This is a genomic window from Slackia sp. CM382, assembly GCF_000293015.1.
Classification (GTDB): Bacteria; Actinomycetota; Coriobacteriia; order Coriobacteriales; family Eggerthellaceae; genus Slackia; species Slackia exigua.
Map to the genome: position 1 here is coordinate 351,214 of NZ_ALNO01000001.1, position 25,095 is coordinate 376,308.

21 protein-coding genes are annotated in these 25,095 nt (G+C 65.7%); 3 read left to right on the forward strand and 18 right to left on the reverse strand.

What is annotated here, in order from left to right:
- Positions 1–164: 164 nt before the first annotated feature.
- The 12 genes from HMPREF1155_RS01485 to HMPREF1155_RS01540 all read right to left on the reverse strand — a co-directional run bounded on the left by HMPREF1155_RS01485 (position 165) and on the right by HMPREF1155_RS01540 (position 14,842).
- On the reverse strand, positions 165–2,681 hold the full coding sequence (locus tag HMPREF1155_RS01485; RefSeq protein ID WP_039993093.1) for a DNA topoisomerase I: 2,517 nt from the start codon (positions 2,679–2,681) through the stop codon (positions 165–167).
- Between the two features lie 221 nt (positions 2,682–2,902).
- Positions 2,903–3,196 carry a hypothetical protein gene (locus HMPREF1155_RS01490; RefSeq protein ID WP_006363116.1) on the reverse strand — a complete coding sequence of 98 codons (294 nt, stop codon included), beginning with the start codon at positions 3,194–3,196 and terminating at the stop codon, positions 2,903–2,905.
- A 126-nt stretch (positions 3,197–3,322) separates the two neighbouring features.
- Positions 3,323–4,738 (reverse strand): U32 family peptidase, encoded by a 1,416-nt coding sequence (locus HMPREF1155_RS01495; protein WP_009076476.1) that lies wholly within the window; start codon positions 4,736–4,738, stop codon positions 3,323–3,325.
- 145 nt (positions 4,739–4,883) lie between these two features.
- Positions 4,884–6,626, reverse strand: coding sequence for a proline--tRNA ligase (locus HMPREF1155_RS01500; RefSeq protein ID WP_009076089.1), 1,743 nt, complete (start codon positions 6,624–6,626; stop codon positions 4,884–4,886).
- 136 nt (positions 6,627–6,762) lie between these two features.
- Entirely contained in the window at positions 6,763–7,839 is a 1,077-nt protein-coding gene (ispG, locus tag HMPREF1155_RS01505; protein ID WP_009076368.1) for a flavodoxin-dependent (E)-4-hydroxy-3-methylbut-2-enyl-diphosphate synthase, read from the reverse strand.
- Between the two features lie 61 nt (positions 7,840–7,900).
- On the reverse strand, positions 7,901–8,971 hold the full coding sequence (locus HMPREF1155_RS01510; RefSeq protein WP_009076536.1) for a site-2 protease family protein: 1,071 nt from the start codon (positions 8,969–8,971) through the stop codon (positions 7,901–7,903).
- A gap of 18 nt (positions 8,972–8,989) precedes the next feature.
- Complete coding sequence (gene dxr, locus HMPREF1155_RS01515; RefSeq protein WP_009076617.1) at positions 8,990–10,183, reverse strand: 1-deoxy-D-xylulose-5-phosphate reductoisomerase; 1,194 nt, start codon at positions 10,181–10,183, stop codon at positions 8,990–8,992.
- Positions 10,173–11,039 (reverse strand): phosphatidate cytidylyltransferase, encoded by an 867-nt coding sequence (locus HMPREF1155_RS01520; protein WP_006363122.1) that lies wholly within the window; start codon positions 11,037–11,039, stop codon positions 10,173–10,175. The genes dxr and HMPREF1155_RS01520 overlap by 11 nt, the downstream gene beginning before the upstream one ends.
- Positions 11,036–11,815: an isoprenyl transferase gene (locus tag HMPREF1155_RS01525; RefSeq protein WP_009076220.1), complete on the reverse strand. Its 780-nt coding sequence runs from the start codon at positions 11,813–11,815 to the stop codon at positions 11,036–11,038. Before HMPREF1155_RS01525 ends, HMPREF1155_RS01520 begins: the two co-directional genes overlap by 4 nt.
- 43 nt (positions 11,816–11,858) lie before the next feature.
- A complete protein-coding gene (gene frr, locus HMPREF1155_RS01530) occupies positions 11,859–12,419 on the reverse strand; it encodes a ribosome recycling factor (protein WP_006363124.1) in 561 nt (186 codons plus the stop codon).
- A gap of 11 nt (positions 12,420–12,430) precedes the next feature.
- On the reverse strand, positions 12,431–13,147 hold the full coding sequence (pyrH, locus tag HMPREF1155_RS01535; protein WP_006363125.1) for a UMP kinase: 717 nt from the start codon (positions 13,145–13,147) through the stop codon (positions 12,431–12,433).
- 120 nt (positions 13,148–13,267) lie between these two features.
- Complete coding sequence (locus HMPREF1155_RS01540; protein WP_009076366.1) at positions 13,268–14,842, reverse strand: S1C family serine protease; 1,575 nt, start codon at positions 14,840–14,842, stop codon at positions 13,268–13,270.
- Positions 14,843–15,071: 229 nt separating this feature from the next.
- Between HMPREF1155_RS01540 and HMPREF1155_RS01545 the strand changes: the two genes are divergently transcribed.
- Both HMPREF1155_RS01545 and HMPREF1155_RS01550 read left to right on the forward strand, forming a co-directional pair.
- Complete coding sequence (locus HMPREF1155_RS01545; protein ID WP_006363127.1) at positions 15,072–15,293, forward strand: acyl carrier protein; 222 nt, start codon at positions 15,072–15,074, stop codon at positions 15,291–15,293.
- Positions 15,294–15,329: 36 nt separating this feature from the next.
- Positions 15,330–16,502 (forward strand): NADP-dependent malic enzyme, encoded by a 1,173-nt coding sequence (locus HMPREF1155_RS01550; protein ID WP_009076580.1) that lies wholly within the window; start codon positions 15,330–15,332, stop codon positions 16,500–16,502.
- A 216-nt stretch (positions 16,503–16,718) separates the two neighbouring features.
- Here HMPREF1155_RS01550 and rho read toward each other — a convergent pair whose 3' ends face one another.
- The 6 genes from rho to gatC form a co-directional block, all read right to left on the reverse strand.
- Positions 16,719–18,896, reverse strand: coding sequence for a transcription termination factor Rho (gene rho, locus HMPREF1155_RS01555; RefSeq protein ID WP_081501506.1), 2,178 nt, complete (start codon positions 18,894–18,896; stop codon positions 16,719–16,721).
- The gene (fsa, locus tag HMPREF1155_RS01560) at positions 18,893–19,573 is read right to left on the reverse strand and encodes a fructose-6-phosphate aldolase (protein ID WP_039993148.1); all 681 of its coding nucleotides are present in this window, start codon (positions 19,571–19,573) and stop codon (positions 18,893–18,895) included. Before fsa ends, rho begins: the two co-directional genes overlap by 4 nt.
- A 391-nt stretch (positions 19,574–19,964) precedes the next feature.
- Positions 19,965–20,390 (reverse strand): peptidylprolyl isomerase, encoded by a 426-nt coding sequence (locus HMPREF1155_RS01565; protein WP_009076172.1) that lies wholly within the window; start codon positions 20,388–20,390, stop codon positions 19,965–19,967.
- 92 nt (positions 20,391–20,482) lie between these two features.
- Positions 20,483–22,051 carry an Asp-tRNA(Asn)/Glu-tRNA(Gln) amidotransferase subunit GatB gene (gene gatB / locus HMPREF1155_RS01570; RefSeq protein WP_009076158.1) on the reverse strand — a complete coding sequence of 523 codons (1,569 nt, stop codon included), beginning with the start codon at positions 22,049–22,051 and terminating at the stop codon, positions 20,483–20,485.
- A 1-nt stretch (position 22,052) separates the two neighbouring features.
- Positions 22,053–23,534, reverse strand: a complete 1,482-nt coding sequence (gatA, locus tag HMPREF1155_RS01575) for an Asp-tRNA(Asn)/Glu-tRNA(Gln) amidotransferase subunit GatA (RefSeq protein WP_009076258.1) — start codon at positions 23,532–23,534, stop codon at positions 22,053–22,055.
- Positions 23,534–23,845 carry an Asp-tRNA(Asn)/Glu-tRNA(Gln) amidotransferase subunit GatC gene (gene gatC / locus HMPREF1155_RS01580; protein ID WP_009076079.1) on the reverse strand — a complete coding sequence of 104 codons (312 nt, stop codon included), beginning with the start codon at positions 23,843–23,845 and terminating at the stop codon, positions 23,534–23,536. The genes gatA and gatC overlap by 1 nt, the downstream gene beginning before the upstream one ends.
- A 119-nt stretch (positions 23,846–23,964) precedes the next feature.
- On the opposite strand from gatC, the gene HMPREF1155_RS01585 reads away from it, so the two are divergent.
- The gene (locus HMPREF1155_RS01585) at positions 23,965–25,089 is read left to right on the forward strand and encodes a hypothetical protein (RefSeq protein WP_009076539.1); all 1,125 of its coding nucleotides are present in this window, start codon (positions 23,965–23,967) and stop codon (positions 25,087–25,089) included.
- Positions 25,090–25,095 lie beyond the last annotated feature (6 nt).

The window sequence follows — 25,095 nt, forward strand, 5'->3', positions numbered from 1 at the left end:
CCACCTGGTCGCCATGCGTTTCGCCGCTGCGCGGACCGAAGCCGAGACCTTGGGCATCGTCGCATCGGGAATGGATGCGTTTCGCTGCCGCGCGGACCGAAGCGCCATAGCCGCCCTCGCCTTCGCGTTGGCCAAATGCGTTTCGCCGTCGCGAGGGCCGAAGGCTACTTCGCCTTCGACGCCGATCGCGCGCGTGCGCGGCCCTTGGCCTTGGCCCCGCCCTTGGCCGCGCCCTTGCGCGCGCCCGATGCCTTCGCCTTCTCCTCCTTGCCGGGGCAGCCGAAGTTGGGGCAGAGCTTCCAGGGGCCGCGCGCCGTAGTGACGACGACCAGAGGGGCCCCGCAATCCGGGCAGGCCTCGTCGGTCGCCGTCAGCTTGCCCGTCGCGGGGAGCGGATAGCTCGTCTCGCATTCCTCGTAGTTCTCGCAGCGGATGAAGCGCTTGAGCGTGCGAGGGTTCTTCGTGGCGACGAGCTTCTTGTCCAGGCCCTTCGCGGCGCAGGCCGGGCACGTCCCGACCACGAGATCGGGCTCGACGTTGGTCGGGCAGCTCGGGTCGATGCACTGGACGCGCGGCTTGGAGCGGAAGGCCGTGACCTTGATCTGGGGCATGCCGCAGGTCGGGCAGCGCTCCTCCATCGATTCGATCTTGCCCTTGGGCAGCGGATACGTGACGTCGCATTCCGGCCATCCCGCGCAGCCGATGAACATGGAATGCGTCTTGTTGGATGCGCGGATCTGCAGGTCGCGTCCGCACTTGGGGCACGGGCCCACGTATGCGTCCGCAGCGACCGCGTCGGCGAGCGCGTCCTTGACTTCTTCCTGGTGCGGCAGAAGCTCGCGGAGGACGTCGTTCAGGATATCGCGCGAGAGGTCGACGACATCCTGCCGGGTCTTTTCGCCCTCGGCGATCCTGTTCATGTCCTCTTCGAGCGTGGCCGTCATGTCGGGGCTCGTGATCTGAGGCGCGAACTTGCCCAACGCGTCGCAGACCGCGATGCCGAGCTGGCTCGGCTCGATCGGATCGTTCTGGATGTACTTCACCTGGTACAGGCGCTCGATCATGGACGCGCGCGTGGCCTTGGTGCCGAGCCCGAGCTTCTCCATCTCCTGGATGAGCACGCCCTGGGAATAGCGCGCCGGCGGCTGGGTCTGTTTCTTCTCGCAGGCCGCGCCTTTGAAATCGACCGTCTGCCCCTGCTCGAGAGGCGGGAGCTGGACATCCTTCTTGCGGCCGTACGGATAGATGGCCCTGAAGCCCGGCTTCTGCGTGATGACGCCGCTCGTGTCGAACGGCTCGGAGTTCACGTCGAACGTGACCTTCGTGTTCTCGGTGATGGCGGACTCGGAGAGCGTGGCGAGGAAACGGCGGGCGATCAGGTTGTAGAGCTTCCACTGGGCAGGATCGAGCGAGTCGGGATCGGCCGGCGCCGTCGGGTAGATGGGCGGATGGTCGGTGGTCTCCTGCTTGCCGCGCGTGGCGGAAAGCGCGCCCTTGGACAGGAGCTTCTGGCAGTACGGGGCGTATGCCGGGACCTTCGAGAGGACGCGGACGACATCGGCCAGGTCGAGCGAATCGGGATAGACCGTGTTGTCGACGCGCGGATAGCTGATGATGCCGGCCATGTAGAGGCTCTCGGCGAGGCGCATCGTGCGCGCGGGCGACAAGCCCTCGTTGGCGGCGGCGGCCATCAGGCTCGTCGTGTTGAACGGGGCCGGCGGGGCGATGGTGCGCCGACGTTTCTCGATCGCCGACACCCGGGCGGAATCGACGCCCTCGACATGCGCCATGACGGCATCGGCTTGGGCCTTGTCCGAGATGCGCTTCTGCGCGTACGTGGCTTCGAACTCATCCGCCCCATCGGCGAACAGGCCTTTCACCACCCAGTAATCCTCGGGCACGAATGCCATGCGCTCGCGTTCCCGGGCGACGATGAGCGCGAGGGTCGGCGTCTGGACGCGACCGGACGAGCGCACGTTGCCATACCCCGCGAACTTCACGATGGTCAGAAAGCGCGTGAGCACGGCGCCCCAGATCAGATCGATGTCCTGACGGCTCTCTCCCGCTTGCGCGAGGTTCACGTCGAGCGGGACGAGGTGCGAGAAGGCATGCTCGATCTCGGGCTTCGTGAACGCGGAATAGCGGGCGCGCGCGACGGGGGCGTCGGGGTTGACCTCTTGGATGCAGCTCAAGGCGTCGGATCCGATGAGCTCGCCTTCGCGGTCGAAGTCGGTGGCGATGATGATCTCGTCGGCCTTCTTGGCGAGGTTCTTCAGGCTGCGGATGATGTCCTTTTCCTTGGGAAGCTTCTCGATGGGCGCGTAGGTGAGATACGGGAGCGTGTCCATCTTCCAGGTGTTGAGCGCCACGCCGTCGGCCGTGAAGGGCTTGCGCTTGGTCTTGAACGGAGGCTTCGGAAGATGCGCGGGCAGCGTGGTCGGGAAGACCTCGCCGTCGGCCGTGACGGCCTGCCAGCCTTTGGACTTCTTGTAGACGATCGAAGGGACGAAATCGGGTTCGAGGATATGGCCGCGCAGGCCGATGCAGACCCATTCCTCGCCGTCCACCGTCAGACGGTAGACCGGCGTGCTATAGACCTTGTCGGCTTTCGGGCGCGTGCCTCCGAGCAGCAACGATATTTGCTGGGCCGCGTCGTTCTTCTCGGTTACGACCAATTTCACGATGAACCCTCCGATTCATGCCATGCGCGTGCGTGCACATCGTGCGGCGGGCAGGGCGAACGCAGGCCGCGACGAAGTTTGAAGGATTGTCAGGATACACGATTTTCCCTGCGTGTCGAACATTGCACGCACGTGGGCGTCGGCAGAAACCGGGAAGGCGGACCCTCGGGCCCGCCTTCCGCGTCTCGATCCTCTGCGAAGCGCCGAAACGGGCGCGACGGTTAATCCTGGATGCTCTTATAGAACGTCGATTCGTCGAAGACGTCTTCTATCTTCTTTCCGTCAAGCCAGGTGAGACCTAGGAATTCGCTCAACGTGGGAACGAGGTCCGAACAGTCGGTGAAATGGCCTTTGTCGTTCATGACCGCGCAATCCTGAGCTCGCCAATACCCGTCGGTATGGGTCAGGTAGTACGACCCGCCCTCGACGTCCATGAAGATGCGCGTGTGGGCGCGCAGGTAATTGGAGAACTCGTCGAATGAGATGTCGAGCGTCTCCTCGGCCTTCTGACCCATGGCTGGCTCCTATCTTTCGTCAGAGACGGCGGCCTTCGATGCCGCCGTCATACCTTGCGGCCCCAATCTTACTATATGCAGAGAATCCGTTGGCCCTGAATGACATGCGTTTCGGGGTCGTTTCGCCTACGCCTTCGTACGGAGGATATCGCCCGGCGAAAGGCGCACGGACGCGGAGCACGAATAGCGCTCCATCGTGCGGTTCGCCACATCGACCTTGACGAGATGCCCGCCCGGACGCGCAGGGTCGGGGCCGAGGATGGAATCGGGCGCATCGCGGCGCACGTCGGTCAGGTCGAAATCGGGAGGGGCATGCCATACGAGGTCTTTCACCTCGAACGATTCGATCGGAGCTGTCGGACGCAGGGCTTCGACGACGTCGCCTTCGGCAAACCGGTTGCGGCAGACGAGAGAGGCTCGCGTGCCGGACGCGCGCGTATCGCCTCGCGCTGCGGCGGACGCGCGCTCGGAACCGATGCATCCGGCGCCCGGGCCGCCGGATGCATCGGCAGACGGAATCCGACCGGTCCCGAATGCGGCCGCATCGATCCCCGCGACGCGCGCCACCATGCGGTAGGCCCGCACGTACTGGTCCGATACGGCGTTCTGACCCGGATCGCCGTAGTAGAACCCCGTGGAATAGGGCCTGTGGCTCACGGTCTCGAGCTCGGAAGCCCACACGGACGCAGGTTCGCCGTCGAGCACATGACGGTAGGCGTTCACGACCGCGGCGACGTAATAGGCGCCCTTGGCGCGGCCCTCGATCTTGATGCTGTCGACGCCGGCGGCCGCAAGGTCGTCGAGGTGCTCGAGCATGCACATGTCGTTCGAGCTCATGATGAACGACTCGGCAGGGGCGGACGCGTCGACGCCGCCCGCTGCCGGCAGTTCCTCCTCGATGTCGAACGACTGCCCGGGACGCGTGCGCTCCACGAGCGTATATCCCCATCGGCATGGCTGCGCGCAGTTGCCCTTGTTGGCGCCGCGTCCGTCGCCGACAAGATAATCGCTGATCAGACAACGTCCCGAATAGGCCATGCACATCGATCCGTGCGCGAACGCCTCGATCTGCATGCCCTGGGGCAGGCGCCGACGCATCTCGGCGATGGCCGAAAGGCCCATCTCGCGCGCGACGACGATGCGCGTCACGCCGAGCGAGGCGTACAGGCGCGCCGCGGCGGCGTTCATGACGGAGGCCTGCGTGGACAGATGGATGGCGACGCGCGGAGCCGCTTCGCGGGCGATGGCGATGGCTCCCGCATCGGCGACGATGAACGCATCGACGCCCGCGTCGGCCAGCATCGCGAAATAGCGAGGCAGATCGTCGGTATCCGCGTCGGACATGATGGTGTTGACCGTGACGTGCACCGCCGCGCCATGCGCATGAGCGAAGGCGACGGCGCGCGGAATGTCCGCTTCGGCGAAGTTGTCGGCGCGATGGCGCATGCTGTAGCGCGGCGTGGCCAGATACACCGCGTCGGCGCCGAACGCGACCGCGCATTCAAGCTGTTCCCAGCCGCCTGCCGGCGCAAGCAATTCCATCCTCGGCATCCCCGTTCGAGATTCGTCGACATCGTATTCCCGAGCGCCGTGCCGAAGCGCTGCGCACGGAAGGCTCGAAACGCATGCGTTCGCCCGCGTCGGGCGTCCGTCCGTGCGAACGCGCGCTCGACGCGGGCCCGCGCCCCTAGGAAAGGACCCGCTCGACGGCGGAAAGGACCTGATCGAGAGCCACCGATTCCTTCTCGCCCGTCGCGCGGTCCTTGACCTCGACCACGCCCTCCTTCAGCCCGCGCTTGCCGACGACCACCTGAACCGGCCAGCCGATCAGGTCGTTGTCGTTGAACTTCACGCCCGCGCGTTCGTCGCGGTCGTCGATGACCACCTCGAGGCCCGCATCGGCCAGCGCGCCCGCAAGCTCCTCGGCCGCGGCCGTGACCTCGTCGGGTTTCGGCGACAGGGGAATGACGGCGACATGGGCCGGCGCGATGGCGGCGGGCCAGATGATGCCGTGCTCGTCGTTGCGCTGCTCGACGGCCGCAGCCATCGCGCGAGACACGCCGATGCCGTAGCATCCCATGATGAACGGCTTCTCCGAGCCGTCGGCATCCATGAACGTGGCGCCCATGGCGCGGGAATATTTGTCGCCGAGCTTGAAGATCTGGCCGACCTCGATGCCGCGTGCGCTGCGCAGGGGCGAACCGCACTGCGGGCACGCGTCCCCTTCGCGCACGGTGCACAGATCGCCCCAGGCATCGACCTTGAAGTCGTCGCCTTGGGCGGCGCCGACGAAGTGGAACCCGTCCTCGTTCGCGCCGACGACCCAACGCTCGATGCCCTTAAGGCTCGCATCGGCCGCGACCTTCACGCCTGCCGGCAGGCCGACCGGTCCCATGGACCCCTTGACGAGTCCCGCGTCCTTCATCTCGTCGTCGGCGAGGGGCGCGAAGCCTCCGAGGAGGTTCGACGCCTTATCTTCGTTGACCTCGTAGTCGCCGGGAACGAAGAGCACCCAGACGGCGCCTTCGCCGTCCTTGCCCGAAAACGCCTTCATGCAGGCGGCGGCGGGAATGCCCAGAAACGCCGCCAGCTCGTCGATCGTATGGACGCCCGGCGTAGCGACCTTTTCCCGCACATCGCCTGCGGGCATGCCCTCCTTCGCGCGCACGTACGGCACGGGAGCAGGCGTGCAGGCGGCGGCCTCGACGTCGGCCGCATAGCCGCAGTCGCAATAGACGAGCTCGGCCTCGCCGTTGTCGGCGAGCACCATGAACTCCTCGGTGCCGCCGTCTCCGCCGATCTGGCCCGCATCGGCCACGACGATGCGGTATTCGAGCCCCATGCGGTCGCAGACGTTCTCGTAGGCCTCGCGCATGCGTTCGTAGCTCGCGTCGAGCCCCTCGCGGTCGGCATCGAAGCTGTAGGCGTCCTTCATGATGAATTCGCGGCTGCGCAGAAGCCCGAAGCGGGGCCTGCGCTCGTCGCGGAACTTGAGCTGGATCTGATAGAGGTTGCGCGGAAGGTCCTTGTAGCTGCGCAGCTCGTTTTTGACCAGGTCGGTCACGACCTCCTCATGCGTCGGCCCGAGGCAGAACTCGTTGCCGTGGCGGTCGGCCATGCGCAGCATCTCTTCGCCGTACGCCCCCCAGCGGCCGCTTTCGCGCCAGAGATCGGACGACTGCACGAACGGCATCAGGATCTCCTGGGCGCCGTGGGAATCCATCTCCTCGCGGATGATGGCCTCGAGCTTGTTGAGCACGCGCATCCCCAGGGGCAGAAACGAATACAGCCCCGATGCCTCCTTGCGCAGCATGCCCGCGCGATAGAGCAGCTTCGCCGACGTGACGTCGGCATCCGCCGGATCCTCCTTGATCGTAGGCATATACAGCTCGCTCATGCGAAGCAGGGTGCGTGTGCGAAATGAATTCATCGTCCGGTCTTTCTCGTCTCGTCGGTCGGATTCGGGGCCGTCGGGCCCCGTTCGTTCGGAATGGACGCCGCGCCGTGCGCACGGTCCGGGCCGCGTGCACGCACGAGGAGGCCTGCGCGCCGGGCCGCGACGCCCGTCAGAGCTTGTCGATCTCTTCCATGAGGGTCTCGACGATATCGCCTTCATCGACCTTGCGCAAGGTGGAGCCGCCCTTGAAGATGACGCCCGCGCCCGCGCCGGAAGCCACGCCGATATCGGCGCCCTCGGCCTCGCCCGGGCCGTTCACCACGCAGCCCATGACGGCGACCTTGAGAGGCTTCGCCGACGTGGCCAGGCGCTCCTCGATCGCCTTGGCGATAGGGATCATATCGACCTGGCAGCGCCCGCAGGTGGGGCAGCTGATGATCTCGGGGCCGCGACGGCGCAGATCAAGAGCCGAAAGCAGCATCCAGCAGGCGCGGACCTCGGCCGTCGGCTCGTCGGTCAGCGAGATGCGCATCGTGTCGCCGATGCCTTCTTCGAGCAGGATGCCCAGGCCGCTGGCGGACTTGACCACGCCCTGAAGCAGCGTCCCGGCCTCGGTGATGCCGATATGCAGGGGGATCTCGGGAATTTCCCGCGCGAGCACGCGATAGGCGCGCACCGTGGTCATGACGTCGTGCGCCTTGGCGGACACGACGATGTCGCCGAAGCCGCGGTCCTCGAAATGACGCACGTATTCCTTGACAGACGCGGCCATCTTCTCGGGAAGCGTCAGGTCGGTCCGCGCCTTCAGGGCGTCGTCGAGCGACCCCGCGTTCACGCCGATGCGGATGGGGATGCGGGCCGCGCGAGCCGCATCGATGACGGCGTCGGTCTTTTCCCACGATCCGATGTTACCTGGATTGATGCGCAGCTTGGCCGCGCCGCGACGGGCGGCCTCGATGGCGATCCCCGCATCGAAATGGACGTCGGCGACGATGGGAAGAGGGCTTTTGCGGCATACCTCCTCGAAGGCGTCCAGACAGGAACGCCGCGGGATCGCCATGCGCACGACCTCGCAGCCGACGGCCTGGAGGCCGGCGATCTGACGGAGGTTGGCCTCGACGTCGGTCGCAGGAGCGTTGAGCATCGACTGCACGACGCACGGGGCGCCGCCGCCGAGAGGCACGCCGCCGACGGACAAGCGCCGCGTGCGCTGGTTCGGCTTGGGCGCCGTGGCCGTTGGTTCCATAAGACTCCCCTTCCCGCCTGCATCGCGCAGGACGGACGTGAAACAGGCGCGCGGTGCGCCGCTACATCTCACCGAATATGAACCGATGGATGTCCTGATTCAACATGACGACGAAAAAGACCAGCATAAGGGCAAGACCTGCGAAGGTCATGACGTTCATGGCCCGATACCCCACCACGCGGCCGGTGATCTTCTGGAAAACCTCGATGACGAAGCGCCCTCCGTCGAGCGGAGGGATGGGCAGCAGGTTCATGATGCCGAGCGACACCGAGATCATCGCCATGAAGAACAGGAACGCGAGCGGACCGGCATCGGCGTACTGCTTGGACACGACCGCCATGCCGATGACGCTCACGGAATTCGACATGGTGTCGGAAACGGTGGCGGGGTTGAAAAGCCCCGCCACGGCGATCACGACCTGGCCCATGTACGCGAAGCTGCCGAGCACCGCCTGCCAGACCGGAATCGTGACGTGGTTGAGAGCGCCCTGCGCATCCGCCATGTCGACGCCGAAGACGGAATAGACCGCGACGAAGGCGACGACGACGAACAGCAGGTTCATCGCGATACCTGCGAGCAGGATGACGCTGCGCTTCCAGAACGGCAGCGAACGATAGGTCTGGGCCCGCTCGCGCAGATACAGCTCGTGCGCGTCGTCGAAGGCGCGCGGAGCGCCCTCGGCGAGGGCTCGTCCGCTCGCGGCGTCGCGCGCGGCACGGGTGCGGAAGACGTTGTGCGCATCGGCGCGCTTCGGCCCGACGACGCAGCCCCATTCCTCGAGCGCGTAGAAGGTCTCGACGGCCTCCTCGGTCGTGATGCCGGCTTCCGCGGCGAAATCGTCGGCGTAGACGGTGCCGCGCGCGGATATGAAGGCCAGCGCGCGCTCCATATGCGGATTCTCAGGACCCGGCTCCATGCCGCAAACCTTCGCGTATCCGCCGAGAGGCACGGCCGTCACGCCGAAGCGTGTGCCGCGCCAGGTGAATCCGATGCTCGGACCGGGCAGGCCGAGCATGAACTCGGTCACGCGCACACCGAACGCGCGCGCCGCGAGGAAGTGGCCGCCTTCGTGGATGAAGACGAGCGCTCCGAGCGCGACCGCCAGGTAGAAGACCATGAGAATGACGTTCATGCGGATGCGGCCTTTCGTTTACGCGTGCGTGCGCGCATCGTCGAGGAACGCGCCTGCCCGCGCGCGCGCCCACGCATCCACGCGCGAGAGCTGGTCGAGGCTTTCCACCGCTTCGACCACATGGGCGTCCATGACGTGCTCGACGCAGGAGGCGATGTCGAGCCAGCCGCAGCCTCCCGCCAGGAAGCGCGCGACCGCGACCTCGTTGGCGGCGTTCATGGCGCAGGGCAGCGTCCCACCCGTGGAGCCCGCGCGGCGCGCGAGCGCGAAGCAGCGGAACGTCTCCTCGTCGACGGGATAGAACTCGAGGGAGCCCAGACGCGTGAAATCGAGCGGCTCGACCGGGGCGTCCCAGCGATCGGGATAGCTCAGGGCGAACTGGATCGGGATGCGCATGTCGGTCGTGCCGAGGTGCGCCTTCACACTGCCGTCGGAATATTCGACCATCGAATGGATGGCGCTCTGGGGCTGCACCACGACGCGGATGCGGTCGTAGGGCATGTCGAACAGGTGGTGGGCTTCGATGACCTCGAGGCCCTTGTTCATGAGCGTGGAGGAATCGACCGTGATCTTCGGACCCATGTGCCAGGTCGGATGCGCGAGGGCCTCCTTGAACGTGACGTCGGCGAGCTCGCCGGCCGTCTTGCCGCGGAACGGGCCGCCCGATGCCGTGACCCACAGCGCGCAGACCTCTTCGGGACGTTCGCCCAGAAGGCACTGGTAGATGGCGCCGTGCTCGGAATCGATGGGCATGAGGGCGCCCGGATGCCCGGCCTCCTCGTCCAGCGCGCGGGCGAGCGGCATGATGAGGTCGCCGGCGACGACGAGGCTTTCCTTGTTCGCAAGCGCGAGCTGCGTGCCGTGGCGCAGCGTCTCGTACGAAGCGCGCATGCCGGCCGCGCCGACGAGCGCGTTCACGACGCAATCGACCTCGTCGAGCGCGACGAGGTCGACGAGGGCATCCGGCCCGAACGATACCTCGGCCCCTTCAGGCAGGGCGTCGAGGGTCGGCGAGCCCGCGAGCGCCTCGTCCCCGAACGCGATGCGGCGCACGCCGAATTCCGCGGCCTGCGCCGTGACGGCATCGACGCTGCGATTCGCCGCGAGCGCGACGATCTCGAGCTTGTCGGGATGGCGTCGGACGATATCGGCCGTCTGAGTTCCGATGGAGCCCGTGGACCCCAGGATCGCGATGCGCTTCTTACAGGACATAGGGGATGCACCCTCCTCCGAACAGCAGGAACGCGGAGACGAACGAAACCGCGATCATGGAATCGACGCGGTCCATCATGCCGCCGTGCCCGGGCATGATGGTGCCTGAATCCTTGACGCCGGAATTGCGCTTGAACCGGCTTTCCGCAAGATCGCCCAGAATGCCGGCGAGGCCGCAGAGGACGCCGAACGCGGAAGCCTCCACGAACCCCATGTCCACCGGCGGGATGAGCGCTATGGCGCACCACACCCCCACCGACGCGACCATGCCGGCGATGAAGCCTTCCCAGGTCTTCTTGGGCGAGACGCGCGGCGCGAGCTTGTGCTTTCCGAACCTGCGGCCGATCAGATAGGCGAAGACGTCGTTGAGCCAGACGCCGCACATGATCCCGAGCACCAGGATGCCGCCCCAGAACCCGGGGACCGCTTCGCGCACGAGCAGGAAGCCGCACGGCAGGAACCCCGCGTAGAGCGCGACGAAGATGGACGCGCCCACGTCGACGACGCGCGAACGGGAATAGAACACGTACCAGATGAGCAGCGCCAGAATGAGGGACGTGGACAGCACGCCCACGCCCACGAAGCCGTACAGCCACATCACAGGCGGATACAGCACCGCCGCGACGATGCCGAGCAGATCGTTGGGGCGCTTGGCGTCATGACGCAGCAGCCCGAAGAACTCGTACGAGACGAGCCCCGCCACGATGCAGAAGTACACGAGGGTCGTGACCGTGCCGGCAAGTATCAGACCGACGGTGAGGACGAAGTAGACGGTCCCCGACGCGAAGCGCACGCCGAGATCGCTCTTCTTCGCCGGTCTGCGTCTCTCGCCGGTTCCTTTCGGGCCTTCGGTCATCGAACGCCTCCGAAGCGGCGGTCGCGATGCTGGAAGTCAAGCAGGGCGCGCAGCAGCTCGTAGCGATCGAAATCGGGCCAGAGCACATCGGTCACGTAGAACTCGGCGTACGCGACCTGCCACAGCAGGAAGTTCGATATGCGATGCTCTCCCGACGTGCGGATGACCAGGTCGGGATCGGGAATGCCGGCGGTGTAGAGGCCGCGTTCGAAAAGCTCGGGGGTGATGTCGAGCGCCTCGCCCCGGCCCGCCGCCGCGATCGCCGCATCGGCGACGGTGCGCACCGCGCGCATGATTTCCTCGCGCGAGCCGTAGTTCACCGCGACGTTCAGGGTCATGCCCGTATTGCCGCAGGTCTGATCCCACGCGCGCCCGAACGCGGCGCGCGTGTCCTCCGGAAGGAGCGACAGGTCGCCGATCGTGCGCACGCGCACGTTCTCTTCATCCAAGCCGTCGACCTCTGCGAGCATGGTCTTCGCGAAGAGGTTCATGAGCCCGACGACCTCGTCGTCGGGCCGCTTCCAGTTCTCGGTCGAGAACGCGTAGACGGTGAGATACCGGACGCCCGCGTCCGAGGCGCAGCGTATGGTCTCGCGCACGGCTTCGATGCCGGCCTTGTGCCCGCGCAGCCGATTGAGCGCACGCTTCTTGGCCCAGCGGCCGTTGCCGTCCATGATGACGGCGATGTGCTCGGGCACGCGCGCCTCGTCGAGCGCCTCGGGATCGAGATCCGCCGGCGGATCGGGGAATATGTCGGTTAAGGCCTTATGGAACACGACGTCCTCCGTACGATGGGGCTCCGATCGAGAGCTGCCAAGCCTAGATGGCCATCAGCTCGGCTTCCTTCTTCTTGAACATCTCGTCGACCTTCTTGATGTAGGAGTCGGTCAGCTTCTGGATGCTTTCTTCGTCGCGGCGCGCGTCGTCCTCGGATATCTCGGACGCCTTCTTGAGCTTTTCGACGGCGGCGTTGGCGGCGCCGCGGGCCTTGCGCACCGCGACGCGGCCTTCCTCGGAAAACGTCTTGCACTGCTTGGCGAGGTCGCGACGACGCTCCTCGGTGAGCTGAGGGAACGGCAGACGGATGACGCTGCCGTCGTTCGACGGCGTGATGCCGAGGTCGCTCGCCAGGATGGCGGCCTCGATCGCGCGCACCATGGATTTGTCCCACGGCTCGATCGTGAGCATATGGGCGTCGGGAACCTTCACGGCGGCCATCTGGTTGACCGGCGTGGGAACGCCATAGTAGTCCACCTTGACCTTGTCGAGCACCATCGCGTTCGCGCGCCCGGTGCGGACGCCGGCGAAGGCTTCCTTGAGGTTGGAGAGCGCCTTTTCCATGCCCTCCTCGGCCTCGAGCATGATTTCCTCTTCGTTCATCCTGATTCCTCCTAATAGACCAGGGTACCGACGTTGTCGCCCTTGAGCGCGCGACGGATGTTGCCCGGCGCGGTCAGGTTGAAGACGAGCAGGGGCATATCGTTGTCCTTGCACAGCGATATGGCAGCGGCGTCCATGACGTTGAGCTCCTTGGTCAGGACGTCGAGGTAGCTGATCTTCTCGTAGCGCGCGGCATCGGGGTTCTTCGCCGGATCGGAATCGTAGATGCCGTCGACCTTCGTGGCCTTCATCATGCAGTCGGCATCGATTTCGCAGGCGCGCAGCGCAGCCGTGGTGTCGGTGGTGAAGTAGGGGTTGCCCGTGCCGGCGGCGAAGATCACGACGCGGCCCTTCTCCATATGGCGGATGGCGCGCAGACGGATGTAGGTTTCCGCGACCTGATGCATCTCGATGGCCGACTGGACGCGGCTCACGACGCCGGCGCGTTCCAAGCCGTCCTGCAGCGCAAGGGCGTTCATGACGGTCGCCAGCATGCCGATATAGTCGGCCTGCGCGCGGTCCATGCCGTTCGCGCTGCCCGCAACGCCGCGGAAGATGTTGCCTCCGCCGACGACGATGGCCACCTGCACCCCGTCGTCGACGACTTCCTTGATCTCGACGGCAAGGGAATCGATGACTTTGGGGTCGATGCCGTAGCCGGCGTCTCCCATGAGGGCTTCGCCGGAAAGCTTCAGAAGCACGCGACCGTATCTATACCCGTCTGGCATGTATGGGACTCCTTTCACGCGATTGCCGCTATCTTACGATAAAAGGAAGGGAGCCCGCAGGCCGCGAGCCCCCTTCGCGCGTTTTTTCCGCAGGCGTGGCGCGGGAAAGAAGGTACGGAGCTATCGGAGCAGCTGATCGAGCAGGCCGCCCTGGTCCCTCCGGCCGTTCTGGCCGTACCCGTCGTTCGGCCCGTAGCCGTTGCCGCCGTGGCCGTTCTGGTTGCCCCGGCCGTTCTGGCCGCGGGACGATTCGCCGGCGGAAAGATCCATCTCGTCGGAGCCGAGCGTCACCGAGACGGTTATGTCCTTGCCGTCGCGGTTCAACCCCACCTCGGCGGTATCGCCGGGATACATCGAACGCACCGCGATCATGAGCTCTTCGGGCGAAGAGACGGGCTTCCCTTCGAACGAGGTGATGACGTCGCCCTCCTTGATGCCCGCTTCGGCGGCGGAAGTGCCTTCGTAGACCGAGGCCACGTAGACGCCGGAATCCTCCTTGATGCCGTAACGGCCGGCCATCGAGCTGTCGATCGCGGACATGGAAACGCCGAGCTGGGCATGCGTGGGGGTTTCGCCGTTCATGATCTGCCGGGCGATGTTCATCGCGTAATCGACGGGGATGGCGAATCCGACGCCCGAGCTCGATCCGGACTCGGAGGTGATCATCGAGTTGATGCCGACGAGCCTGCCTTCGGAATCCACGAGCGCGCCGCCGGAATTGCCCGGATTGATGGTGGCGTCGGTCTGGATCATGTTCGGATAGACGATGGGCCTGCCGGTGGACTGGTCGGTCATGGTGGTGGAGCGCTGGAGCGCCGACACGATGCCCTCGGACACGGAATTCTCAAGGCCGAAGGGGTTGCCGAGCGACATGACCCAGTCGCCCACCTGGAGGTCGGAGGACGACCCGATCTCTATAGGCGTGAGGCCCGTGGCGTCGGCCTTGATGACGGCGATGTCGGAAGACGGGTCGCTGCCGACGAGCTTGGCATCGTACTCCGTCCCGTTGATCGTGGCCTTGAGGCTTTCGGATCCCTCCACGACGTGATAGTTCGTGACGATGTATCCGTCCTCGGTCAGCACGACGCCGGAGCCGAGGGACGAAAGCTGGGACGACGAGGAGTCGGAACCCGAATGGGGGGCCTCCAGGCCTTGATGCGACCCGGAGCCGGAGGTGTAGACGTCGATGCTCACGATGGAGGGCAGCGCCTTGGAGGCGACGGCCGATGCGAGCGTCGCGTCTTTCCCGTTGACGTTGATGGTGGTCGCGCCCTTGGAGGAAGACGCGGAGGGAGCCGCCGGCGCCGTCAAGGAGCCTTCCAGCGGTTCGTGGGGCATGAAGGCCTGGTAGGTGGCGAATCCGCCGGCCCCGAGGGCGACGGCGAGCGCGGCGCCCGCGAATCCTGCGGCGAAGGTGCGGCCGAGGCCCGGCGTGCGTGCGGGAGCCGCATGCGCAGAAGCAGCAGAAGCGCCCGGACGGTCCGTCATGTCCGGATTCCGCCAACCGGCGGTCTGCGCGGGATCGGCCGAGCCGAACGGCTGCTGCCCGGCGCACTGCCCTTGGGCGTACGATCCCTGCGCGGGCGCAGGACGGCCGGATGCGGAATATGCGGAAGGATTCTGAGTCTGGAACGCGGGGGCCGAAGGAGGCACGGGACCGTTGCCTTGGCCCATCGGATTGGTTTCGCCTGCCATATCGATCACTCTCTTCTCTTGGAATTCGATCTTACTGCGAAGATAGCGAAGGCGTGCGGGGCACGGGGGCGGCAGGGCGCTTTTGACACGCCGCCGTAAAGCAAGGCGCATCGAACGAAGGCAATTGCACCACATTTTCGGCAAATATCGCGCTGAACTCGCGCAGCCTGAAACCGACCTGAAAGCTTGCGTTAGAATGGCTTCATCATCACCTCGGGAAAGGACGTCCATGGACACCCTCGCAACCATCAAAGCGATTCTCAACGACCGTCTCGACATCGACCCGGAAAGCGTCACCGAGACATCGACCTTCGCCTCTCTCGGCATCGACTCGCTCGACATGGTCGAGCTCGTCTGCGAGCTCGAGGATCAGCTCGGCATCGATTTCGGCGAACCCGAAGGCATCGATGACATGGCGCAGCTCGTCGCATACGTCGACGGCCTCAGGTAATCGGCCGAACGGACTCGAAGAGATAGAGGCACCCGCATGGATACGAAGCAATTCGCGTTGGACCGGCACGAAAAATGGGCCGGCAAGATCGAGGTCATAAGCCGCGCCGAGGTCAAGACGCCGGATGATCTGGCCGTCGCCTACACGCCGGGCGTCGCCGAGCCGTGCCTCGCCATCGCCGACGACGTCGACCTCTCGTACGTCTACACGCGCCGCGCCAACCTCGTGGCCGTCGTCACCGACGGCAGTGCCGTGCTCGGACTGGGCGATATCGGGCCTGAGGCGGGCATGCCCGTCATGGAAGGCAAATGCGCCCTGTTCAAAACGTTTGCCGACGTGGATGCCTTCCCTCTCTGCATACGCAGCAACGATGTGGACGAGATCGTCGACACCGTGCACCTCATCGCCGGCAGCTTCGGCGGCATCAACCTCGAGGACATCGCGGCGCCGCGCTGCTTCGAAATCGAATCGAAGCTCAAAGAGATCTGCGACGTCCCCGTCTTCCACGACGACCAGCACGGCACCGCCGTGGTCACCTGCGCGGCGCTCATCAACGCCTGCGCGCTGACCGGCCGCGACCTGGACGGCATCCGCGTGGTGTTCAACGGCGCCGGCGCGGCGGGCATCTCCATCGCGAAGCTCATGCTGCGCCTAGGCGTCGAGGATATCGTGATCTGCGACCGCAAGGGCGCCATCCACGCCGGACGTTCAGGCCTGAATTCCGAGAAGGAAGCGATCGCCGAAGTCACGAACCTCTCGAAACGCGCCGGATCCCTCGCCGACATGCTCGAAGGCGCCGATGCCTTCATCGGCGTGTCCGCACCGGGCGTGGTCACGCAGGACATGGTGCGCTCGATGAACGACGACCCGATCGTCTTCGCGATGGCCAACCCCATCCCCGAGATCCTGCCCGCCGACGCCCGCGCCGCCGGCGCAGCCGTCGCCGCGACGGGACGCAGCGACTTCCCGAATCAGATCAACAACGTGCTTGCCTTCCCCGGCATCTTCCGCGGGGCGCTCGACGTACGTGCGAGCGATATCAACGACGACATGATGGTAGCGGCGACCTACGCGATCGCCGATCTGGTCGATGACGCGGCACGCTCGGCGGACTATGTGATCCCCGGCGCGTTCGACGAACGCGTGGCGCCGGCCGTGGCGCGCGCGGTCGCGCAAGCCGCGCGCGAGTCCGGAGTCGCACGGCTCTAAGGCCGAACGAATGCGGAACGCCGCATTCGTTCCGACGAAGGCAATCGACAGGGATTCAAGAAGGCCAGGAGACCCGATGCGGGCTTCCTGGCCTTCTTCCGTACCATGGTGTTTCGATTTCGCTTCAGGGGATGCAGGAGCGAAGGCGCACCGTCTCCCTCGGCGATACGCCTTCGCGATGAAGCCGCCTTCCGAACGAAAGATCCGGAGCCGGCGTCAGAATTCGAAGTTCTCCGTTTCGCGCGAGGTCTGGGCCTTCTTCGCGGTGCGGATCAGGAATTCCTGGTTGTTGCTGGTCTGGCGAAGCGATTTGATGAGCATGTCCATCGCGCGCTCGGTGTTGTTCATGTTCGCAAGGATGCGGCGCACCGCCCAGATGAGCGGAGCCTCCTGAGGATTGAGCAGCAGGTCCTCCTTGCGCGTGCCCGACGTGACCGGGTCGATGGCCGGGAAGATGCGACGGTCGGCCAGGCTGCGGTCGAGCTTGAGCTCCATGTTGCCGGTGCCCTTGAATTCCTCGAAGATGACCTCGTCCATCTTCGATCCGGTGTCCACCAGGGCGGATGCGAGGATAGTCAGGCTTCCGCCGCCCTCGATGTTGCGCGCGGCGCCCAGAAACTTCTTCGGCGGATAGAGCGCGGCGGAATCGACGCCGCCGGACAGGATGCGGCCCGAGGCCGGCTGCGCCAGATTGTACGCGCGGGCGAGGCGCGTCAAGCTGTCGAGCAGGACCACGACGTCCTCGCCGTTTTCGACCAGACGCTTCGCGCGTTCGATGACGAGCTCGGAGACGACGATGTGGTTTTCGGTCGGCATGTCGAAGGTCGATGCGATGACCTCGCCCTTGATGGAGCGCTGCATGTCGGTGACTTCTTCGGGACGTTCGTCCACGAGCAGGCACATAAGATGCACTTCAGGATTGTTCGCGCTGATGGCAGCCGCAATATCCTTCAGGATGGTGGTCTTGCCGGCCTTCGGGGGCGACACGATCAGACCGCGCTGGCCCTTGCCGATCGGGGACACCAGATCGATCACGCGCGCCGTGGTGGTGGAACGTCCGTGTTCCATGCGCAGGCATTCGTTCGGGAAGATGGGCGTCAGGTCGCCGAAGCGCGGACGTTGGCCGAGCGCGTCGACGGGCGTGCCGTTGACGGTCTCGACGTTTTGGAGCGCCGCGTACTTATCGTTCGGGCGCGTCGGGCGCGTCTGGCCTTTGACCAGGTCGCCCTTGCGCAGCCCAGTGCGGCGGATGAGCGCCGCGCCGACGTAGACGTCGTGCTCGCCCGGCAGATAGCCGTTCACGCGCAAAAAGCCGTAGCCGTCCTGCATCACGTCGAGGATGCCCGTGGCTTCGATGATGCCGTCGGCCTTCTTGGAAGCCTCGAACACGACTTCGACGAGCTCGGCCTTCTTCAGGCCCAGGTACGCGACCTCGAGCTCGGCGGCCTTCTCGCGCAGCTCGGCCACCTTCATGGCGGCGAGGTCTTCGCGGGAGAAGGTCGGCTGCATCGGCTGGTTCTGGCCGTTGCGGCCGCGACGTTGGTGACGGTCGTTGGCGAAGCGGTCGTTGCGGCCGAGACGGTTGTCGGAGCGGTCGAACTGATGGCCGTTCTTGCTCGAACGCTGCCTGCCGTTGCCGGCCCGATCGTTGGCGAAGCGGTCATTGCGGCCGGGACGGTTGTCGGAGCGGTCGAACGAGGAGTCGCGGCCTTCGCGATTGCGCTCCTTGCGCGGGGAGCGACGCTGGTCGCGAGAATCGCCTACGCGCTCGGCGCCTTCGCCGTTCGCCGGCGCCGACGGCGCTTCGGACGCGTCCTTGGCGGGAGCGATCGCGGCATCTCCGCTTTCGATCACGCGCGGCGCGCGGGTGCGACGGCGCGAACGCATCTCGCGGGGCTGGATATCCTCGTCGGATACGGCGGCCACAGCCGATGCAGGCAGAGGCTCCGCCGCTGCGGGCGGCGTGGGGATCTCCTTGCGTGCGGGTTCGGACGCGGCCTGCGCGGATACGGCGGGCGCAGGAGCAGCTTCCTCGGGCCTGACCTTGCGCGGACGGCCGCGACGGCGCTTCGGTGCTTCGTCGGCGGGCGTTTCCGCAGCCGAAGCGGCCTCGGCATCGGCGACGACCGGAGCCTTAGCCCTGGCACGCCGAGCGCGCGCCGGCTCCGCCTCGGTCGTAGGAGCGGCGTCCGCGGCTGCGGCCGCATCGACCGCTACCTTGCGCGGACGGCCGCGGCGGCGCTTCGGCGCCTCGTCGGCGGGCGCCTGCGGAGCAGCCACGACGCTTGCGGCGGAATCCTCGGCCTTCTTCGTGCGACGAACGCGTTTTCCGGGCTCTTCGCCCGTCGAAACCGAAATGGCGGCTTCAGGCGAAGTCAGCTCTTCTTGGCTCATGCGTTCACGACCTTCTCCCAATCCTTCATGAACGATTCGAGGCCGCGATCGGTCAGAGGATGCTGGACCATCTTCTTGAGCACGCCGAACGGCACCGTAGCGATGTCGGCGCCCATGAGGGCGGCCTGGGTCACGTGGTTGGCGCTGCGGATGGATGCGGCGATGACCTCGACCTGTTCGCCGTTGACCGTGTTGTCGGAATAATCGTAATTGCCGATGGCGGTAACGACATCTTCGAGCTGGGCCAGCCCGTCTTCGGAGATATCGTCGAAGCGGCCGACGAACGGCGAGATGTAACGCGCGCCGGCACGGGCGGCGAGGATGGCCTGCGGGACCGAGAAGCACAGCGTCATGTTCACGCGGATGCCCTCGTCGGCGAGAGTGCGGCATGCGGCCAGGCCTTCGACCATGGTCGGGATCTTGACGACGACGTTCGGGGCGATGGATGCGAGGATGCGGCCGTCGCGGACGATGTCGTCGCGCGTCATGGCGACGCTTTCCGCGCTGACCGGCCCGTCCACCACGTCGCAGATGCGGGCGATATGGTCATGGAATCCGTCGATCTTGCCGCCGATGCGGGAGTAGAGCGTCGGGTTGGTGGTCACGCCCGCGAGCGCACCCCAGCTGGCGGCCTCTTCGATCTCGTCAAGATCGGCCGTATCCAAAAAGAACTTCACGTCTTCCTCCTTCGAAGGATGTGACGTCGAATGCCTAAGACGAGAGAACGCGTATCCGACCTGCATGCCTTCGCCTAAGATGCGAAAGCCCGTTCCAGATGGGGCGAAGATTCCAACCGCAGTCGGCCGCAATGCGAGCGTCGTTTCGGGGGTATATGCGATGGATTGTACGGCGAATCTTGCAAGAATGCGCCCATGAACACGTCAGGGCATCCGACCTTGATGTCGAACGCCCTGATGATAGCATTCATCCTCCGCATAACAAGCCGCGTCGGAGAAAAATCGCGGGAGATTTCCGCCCGCAGCCCCGTCTGCGTCCGAAACCCGCATCGATTCCGACGTGCGGACGCATGGTGCGAAGAGCCGCGGTCGGCCTCGAACCCTCCTTCGGCTAGTCGACGACCTCGACGAGCTCGATGTCGAAGTTGAGGTCCTTGCCGGCGAGCTCGTGGTTCATATCGAGCACGACCTCGTCGATCGTGACGGACACGACCTTGGCGGGCATGGGGCCGTACGGGCTGTTGAAGTACACGGTCTGCCCGACGGGAAGCTGATCGGCGTTGGGGACCTGGTTCGCGGGAATCTTCTGAACGGCCTGCTCGTTATATTCGCCGTAGGCATCCTTGGCCGGGATATGGACCGACTTCTTCTCGCCGAGCGCCATATCGACGACCGCCGCATCGAAGCCGGGGATCATCTGGCCGGCGCCGCAGGTGAATTCGATAGGCTCGCCGCGATCGTAGCTCGAATCGAACTGCGTGCCGTCGTCGAGGGTGCCGCGATAATGCGTCTTGACCTTCTTGCCTGAATTGCTCATGGATCTCCAATCGATACGTGAACGTAATGCCCGCCATCATACTCGATGACGGGCATGCGTCCGGGTGCGGATCGACGATTCCCGAAGGGGCCTTACTTCAGCTTCTGAGCAAGAATCCGGTTGATGACCTTGGGATTCCCTTGGCCGCGCATGGCCTTCATGCACTGGCCGACGAAAAAACCGATCAGCTTCGCATTACCCGCGCGATACCGTTCGACGGCATCGGCATTCTCGGCGATGACCTGGTCGATCACGGCTTCGATAGCAGCGGTGTCGCTCACCTGCCTCATGCCGCGCGCTTCGACGATGGCGGCCGGGTCGGCATCTTCGTCGATGATGGCGGCGAAGACCTCCTTGCCTTGCTTCGACGAGATGTCGTCGGCAGCCAGAAGCTTCACCAGATCGCATGCGCGCTGCGGCGTGAGCGGAGACGAGGCCAGGTCGAAATCGGCATCCGCGTTCATGCGCGCGGTCACGTCGTTGATGACCAGGTTCGCGAGCGGCTTGGCGAGCGAGACGTCGTTCGCGCAGGCCATCGCGGCCTCGAAGAAATCCGCGGTCGCGCGATGCTCGATCAGGTGGCGCGCATCGTAGGCGGACAGCCCGAAGGCGTCCCGGTAGCGGCGCTTCTTCTGGTCGGGCAGCTCGGGCAGGCGCGTGCGCACGCCTTCGATGAATTCGTCGGACAGGTCGAAGGGAGCCAGGTCGGGTTCGGGGAACAGGCGGTAATCGTCGGCCGTTTCCTTCACGCGCATGACGATCGTGCGCTTGGCCGTGGGATCCCAATGGCGGGTCTCCTGGTAGATGATGCCGCCCTCTTCGAGCACCTCCGCCTGGCGGCGGATCTCAAAGGCCAGGCCGTCGTGCAGGTTCTTGAAGGAGTTCATGTTCTTGAGCTCGGTCTTCGTGCCCAGCTGCGCCGTTCCGCGCCGACGAAGCGACACGTTGCCGTCGCAGCGCATGGATCCTTCCTCCATCGAGCAGTCGGAGATGCCGATGGCCAGATAGATCTGGCGCAGCTTCTCCATGAACAGGCGTGCTTCCTCGGGCGTGCGCAAGTCGGGTTCGGTCACGAGTTCTATGAGCGGCATGCCTGCACGGTTGTAGTCGACCAGACTGTGCGTCGCCCCGGCGATACGTCCTTCGTCGCCGCCGATATGCACCATCTTGCCGGCATCCTCTTCCATATGGATGCGCGTGATGCCCACGTGCGCGACGTAGCCGTCGTCGGTCATCGTGACGTTGCCGCGGCTCTCGCCCGGCCCAAGGCCGTCCACATCGATGCGTTCGGCCACGCCTGCGCCGTCGACCTCGAGATCCAGGCTCCCCCGCATGCAGAAGGCGATGGGGCCCTGCGTCGTCTGGAAGTTCTTGGCCATGTCGGGATACATGTAATTCTTACGGTAGAACATCGAGTGCTTCTCGATATCGCAGTTCGTCGCCAGGCCGGCGAGCACGATGGATTCGATGGCCGCCTTGTTGGGCACCGGAAGCGCGCCGGGAAGGCCCAGGCACACGGGGCACGTATGCGTGTTGGGCGCGGCGCCGTGCTCGAGCTTGCAGCCGCAGAACATCTTCGTATCGAGCGTCGTGAGCTCGGCATGGATCTCCAGGCCGATCACGGCCTCCCAGTCTTTGAGGACTTCTTCGAGCGCCTTCACGCTACTCACCTGCCTTGAACGCGGGGGCGACGCCGGCCGCGCCGTACGCGCGTTCCAGAGCCGCGGCCGCACGGAACATATTCCGATCTTCGAACTGCGGAGACACGAGCTGCACGCCGATGGGCATACCCGTGTCGGCACCTAGGCCGACCGGCACGCTCATGCCGCCGTTGCCCACGATGTTGATGGGCACGGTGAAGATATCGGACAGATACATCTGCGCCGGGTCGGACAGCGCACCGAATTCGAACGCGGCATGCGGGCTGGCCGGCATCAGGATGACGTCGCACGATTCGTACGCGCGGGCGAAATCCTGCGTGATGAGCGTGCGCACCTGCTGCGCCGGATAGTAGTACCGATCGTAGACGCCGGCGGAGAGCAGGTAGCTTCCCAGAAGGATGCGGCGCTTGGCCTCGGGGCCGAAGCCGGCGGCACGGCTCGCTTCCTGCTGAGCGCCCAGATCGGCATGGCCGGGCTCGCAGGCGCCGTAGCGCACGGAATCGAAACGCGCGAGGTTCGAAAACGCCTCGCAGGGACCGAGCACATAGTAAGCGCTGATGGCGGCTTCGGAATGCGGGAGTTCGACATCGACGAGGGTCGCGCCGGCGGCTTCGAGGGCACGCGCCGCCTCGGCCGTGCGGGATGCGACTTCGGACGTGAGGCCGGAAGCTTCCATGAAGGCGCGGACGATGCCCACGCGCATGCCGCGCACATCCTGGGCGGCCGCCTGCGCGAAGCCGGCCGGCGCCTCCTGGGACGTGGAATCCAGCGGATCGCGGCCCACGAGCGCATCGAGCGCCGACGCGGCGTCGGCCACCGTGCGGGCGAACGGACCCACCTGGTCAAGAGAGCTGCCGAAGGCCACCACGCCGTAGCGCGACACCATGCCGTAGGTGGGCTTCACGCCCACGACGCCGCAGAAGGCGGCCGGCTGGCGGATGGAGCCGCCCGTGTCGGAGCCTAACGTGACCGGAGCCATGCCCGCGGCGACCGCGGCGGCCGAACCGCCCGACGACCCGCCGGGCACGCGGGCGAGGTCCCACGGATTGCGCGTGACGCCGAACGCGGAGTTCTCGGTCGAGGAGCCGAAGGCGAACTCGTCCATGTTGAGCTTGCCGAGCGGCAGGCAGCCCGCATCGAGCATGCGCTGCACGCAGGTGGCGGTATAGGGCGCGACGTAGCTCTCGAGCATGCGGGACGCGCAGGTGGTATGCGTGCCCTTCTGGTTCATATTGTCTTTGAACGCGACGGGGACGCCGGCAAGCGGGCCCAGATCGGCGAACGTGCCTGCGGCGATGGCGGCATCGATGCGGTCGGCGGCATCGAGCGCAAGCGCATCGGTGCGCTCGAGGAAGGCGTGGATCTTGGGCTCGGCGGCATCCATATGGTCGAGATGCGCCTGCGCGACCTCGCGCGCAGAGAATTCCTTAAAGGCGAGCCCCTCGTGGATGCAGGCCGCGGTCATATCGGTCAGGTACGCCATCACTGATCGCCTCCGCCCAGGATCGCGGGGATGAGGAAGCTGCCGTCCTGCTGCTTGGGCGCGTTCGCAAGGGCCTCTTCCTGCGTGAAGGACGCGCCGGATTCGACGTCTTCGCGCATCACGTTGGACAGCGATCCGATCGGGTGGAATGTGGGTTCGACGCCGTCGAGGTCGAACCCGCGAATGGGCTGAAGCGTGTCGATGATGCTGTTGAGGTCGACCGTCATCTGGGCGGCTTCGGCGTCGTCCAGGCCGACGCGCGCGTACGTGGCGATGGAGCGCACGTCTTCCTCGGTCAGATAGTTCGGCATATGGAATCCTTCCGTGCCGCCTCGTAGGTGCTGCCGGACGGCCGCGGCCGCGCTTCGGGCGAAAACGCCCGGGCGCACGTGTTGCAACCTGACATGATAGCAAATGGAGGCAGAACGACGTGACCGAAGGGCTTTCCGCTGCCGTCGCCTCCATGCCCGTACGCAAGCCTCGCGAAGAACGCGATGCGCAGGAACCTTCGATGTTTGCGCTCCTGGCTGCCGGCACGTACAATCGAGGCGCCCGTCAGCCCGCTCCTGCCAGTCGAGGGAAGGTGCCCGCGATTCCCGATCTCAGCCGCCGCAGATTTCTCACGATCTCCGCCGCTGCAACGCTTGCCGGCGCAGCCGCCGTCGCGACGAGCGCCTGCGCATCGCACACGCGCGGCGGCACCGAGATGCCGTCCCGCATCTTGCGCGGCGTCACCGTCGACTCCCTGGACGACATCGAAGAAACGGCAGCCGTCCTTTCATCGAGCGCGAACCGTCTGACCGTACGCCTCGTCATGGATTCCGAACGTCCGCTCGAAGACTGCGTGCGAGCGGTCGCGGCCTTGAAACCGCACGCCGACATCATGATCCAGGTGATCGATTCCACCGATCTCCCCGATCGCTCGGCCTCATGGATCGCGAAGCGCACCCAGGACGCGATGGACGCCTTCGGCGACGACATCACGCTCTGGGAAATCGGCAACGAACTGAACGGCAGCTGGGCCGGAAGCTCCCCATCGCAGATCAACGCCAAAGCGCGCGCCGCCTACGACGTGGTTCGCGCAGCCGGCGGCAGAACCGCCGTCACCTTCAACTATTGGTCCTCCCACGACTGCTACGATCAGCCCTGGGAGGCGACCCTCCCCTATGCGCGGCAGGCGGCGGCAAGCGTTCCCGACGTGGACTGCGTCTTCCTCTCGGTCTACGAAACGGCGTGCTCGCCCGCCCAGCACCCGAGCGCCGAAGAGCTGGCCTCTGCGCTGAACGGCCTCGGCGATATATACCCTGACGCCTGCCTGGGCATAGGAGAGATCGGGGCCCAAGGCGTCGACGACGGACTTGCATCGGACCCCTCGATGCCCGAGAAAGAGCGTCTGGCAACCTACTACTACGGGCTCCACGACGATATCGCCGCACAGGTAGGCCCCCGTTACGTCGGAGGATACTTCTGGTGGTACTTCTACGAGGACGCGGTCGACGCGCCGGAGGAATCGTCCTTGTGGCCGACTTTGGACGCGCTCCTGAACGACCTGTGAGGATGC

What these genes read in the sequence shown, in the direction of transcription:
- HMPREF1155_RS01495 (WP_009076476.1), bottom strand. Translation starts at nt 4,738, where the DNA reads ATGGAATTGCTTGCGCCGGCAGGCGGCTGGGAACAGCTTGAATGCGCG.
- ispG (WP_009076368.1), bottom strand. Translation starts at nt 7,839, where the DNA reads ATGGAACCAACGGCCACGGCGCCCAAGCCGAACCAGCGCACGCGGCGC.
- pyrH (WP_006363125.1), bottom strand. Translation starts at nt 13,147, where the DNA reads ATGCCAGACGGGTATAGATACGGTCGCGTGCTTCTGAAGCTTTCCGGC.
- HMPREF1155_RS01510 (WP_009076536.1), bottom strand. Translation starts at nt 8,971, where the DNA reads ATGAACGTCATTCTCATGGTCTTCTACCTGGCGGTCGCGCTCGGAGCG.
- HMPREF1155_RS01520 (WP_006363122.1), bottom strand. Translation starts at nt 11,039, where the DNA reads ATGACCGAAGGCCCGAAAGGAACCGGCGAGAGACGCAGACCGGCGAAG.
- frr (WP_006363124.1), bottom strand. Translation starts at nt 12,419, where the DNA reads ATGAACGAAGAGGAAATCATGCTCGAGGCCGAGGAGGGCATGGAAAAG.
- gatC (WP_009076079.1), bottom strand. Translation starts at nt 23,845, where the DNA reads ATGCCGAACTATCTGACCGAGGAAGACGTGCGCTCCATCGCCACGTAC.
- HMPREF1155_RS01500 (WP_009076089.1), bottom strand. Translation starts at nt 6,626, where the DNA reads ATGAATTCATTTCGCACACGCACCCTGCTTCGCATGAGCGAGCTGTAT.
- rho (WP_081501506.1), bottom strand. Translation starts at nt 18,896, where the DNA reads ATGAGCCAAGAAGAGCTGACTTCGCCTGAAGCCGCCATTTCGGTTTCG.
- dxr (WP_009076617.1), bottom strand. Translation starts at nt 10,183, where the DNA reads ATGTCCTGTAAGAAGCGCATCGCGATCCTGGGGTCCACGGGCTCCATC.
- HMPREF1155_RS01545 (WP_006363127.1), top strand. Translation starts at nt 15,072, where the DNA reads ATGGACACCCTCGCAACCATCAAAGCGATTCTCAACGACCGTCTCGAC.
- HMPREF1155_RS01540 (WP_009076366.1), bottom strand. Translation starts at nt 14,842, where the DNA reads ATGGCAGGCGAAACCAATCCGATGGGCCAAGGCAACGGTCCCGTGCCT.
- HMPREF1155_RS01550 (WP_009076580.1), top strand. Translation starts at nt 15,330, where the DNA reads ATGGATACGAAGCAATTCGCGTTGGACCGGCACGAAAAATGGGCCGGC.
- HMPREF1155_RS01490 (WP_006363116.1), bottom strand. Translation starts at nt 3,196, where the DNA reads ATGGGTCAGAAGGCCGAGGAGACGCTCGACATCTCATTCGACGAGTTC.
- gatA (WP_009076258.1), bottom strand. Translation starts at nt 23,534, where the DNA reads ATGGCGTACCTGACCGATATGACCGCGGCCTGCATCCACGAGGGGCTC.
- HMPREF1155_RS01565 (WP_009076172.1), bottom strand. Translation starts at nt 20,390, where the DNA reads ATGAGCAATTCAGGCAAGAAGGTCAAGACGCATTATCGCGGCACCCTC.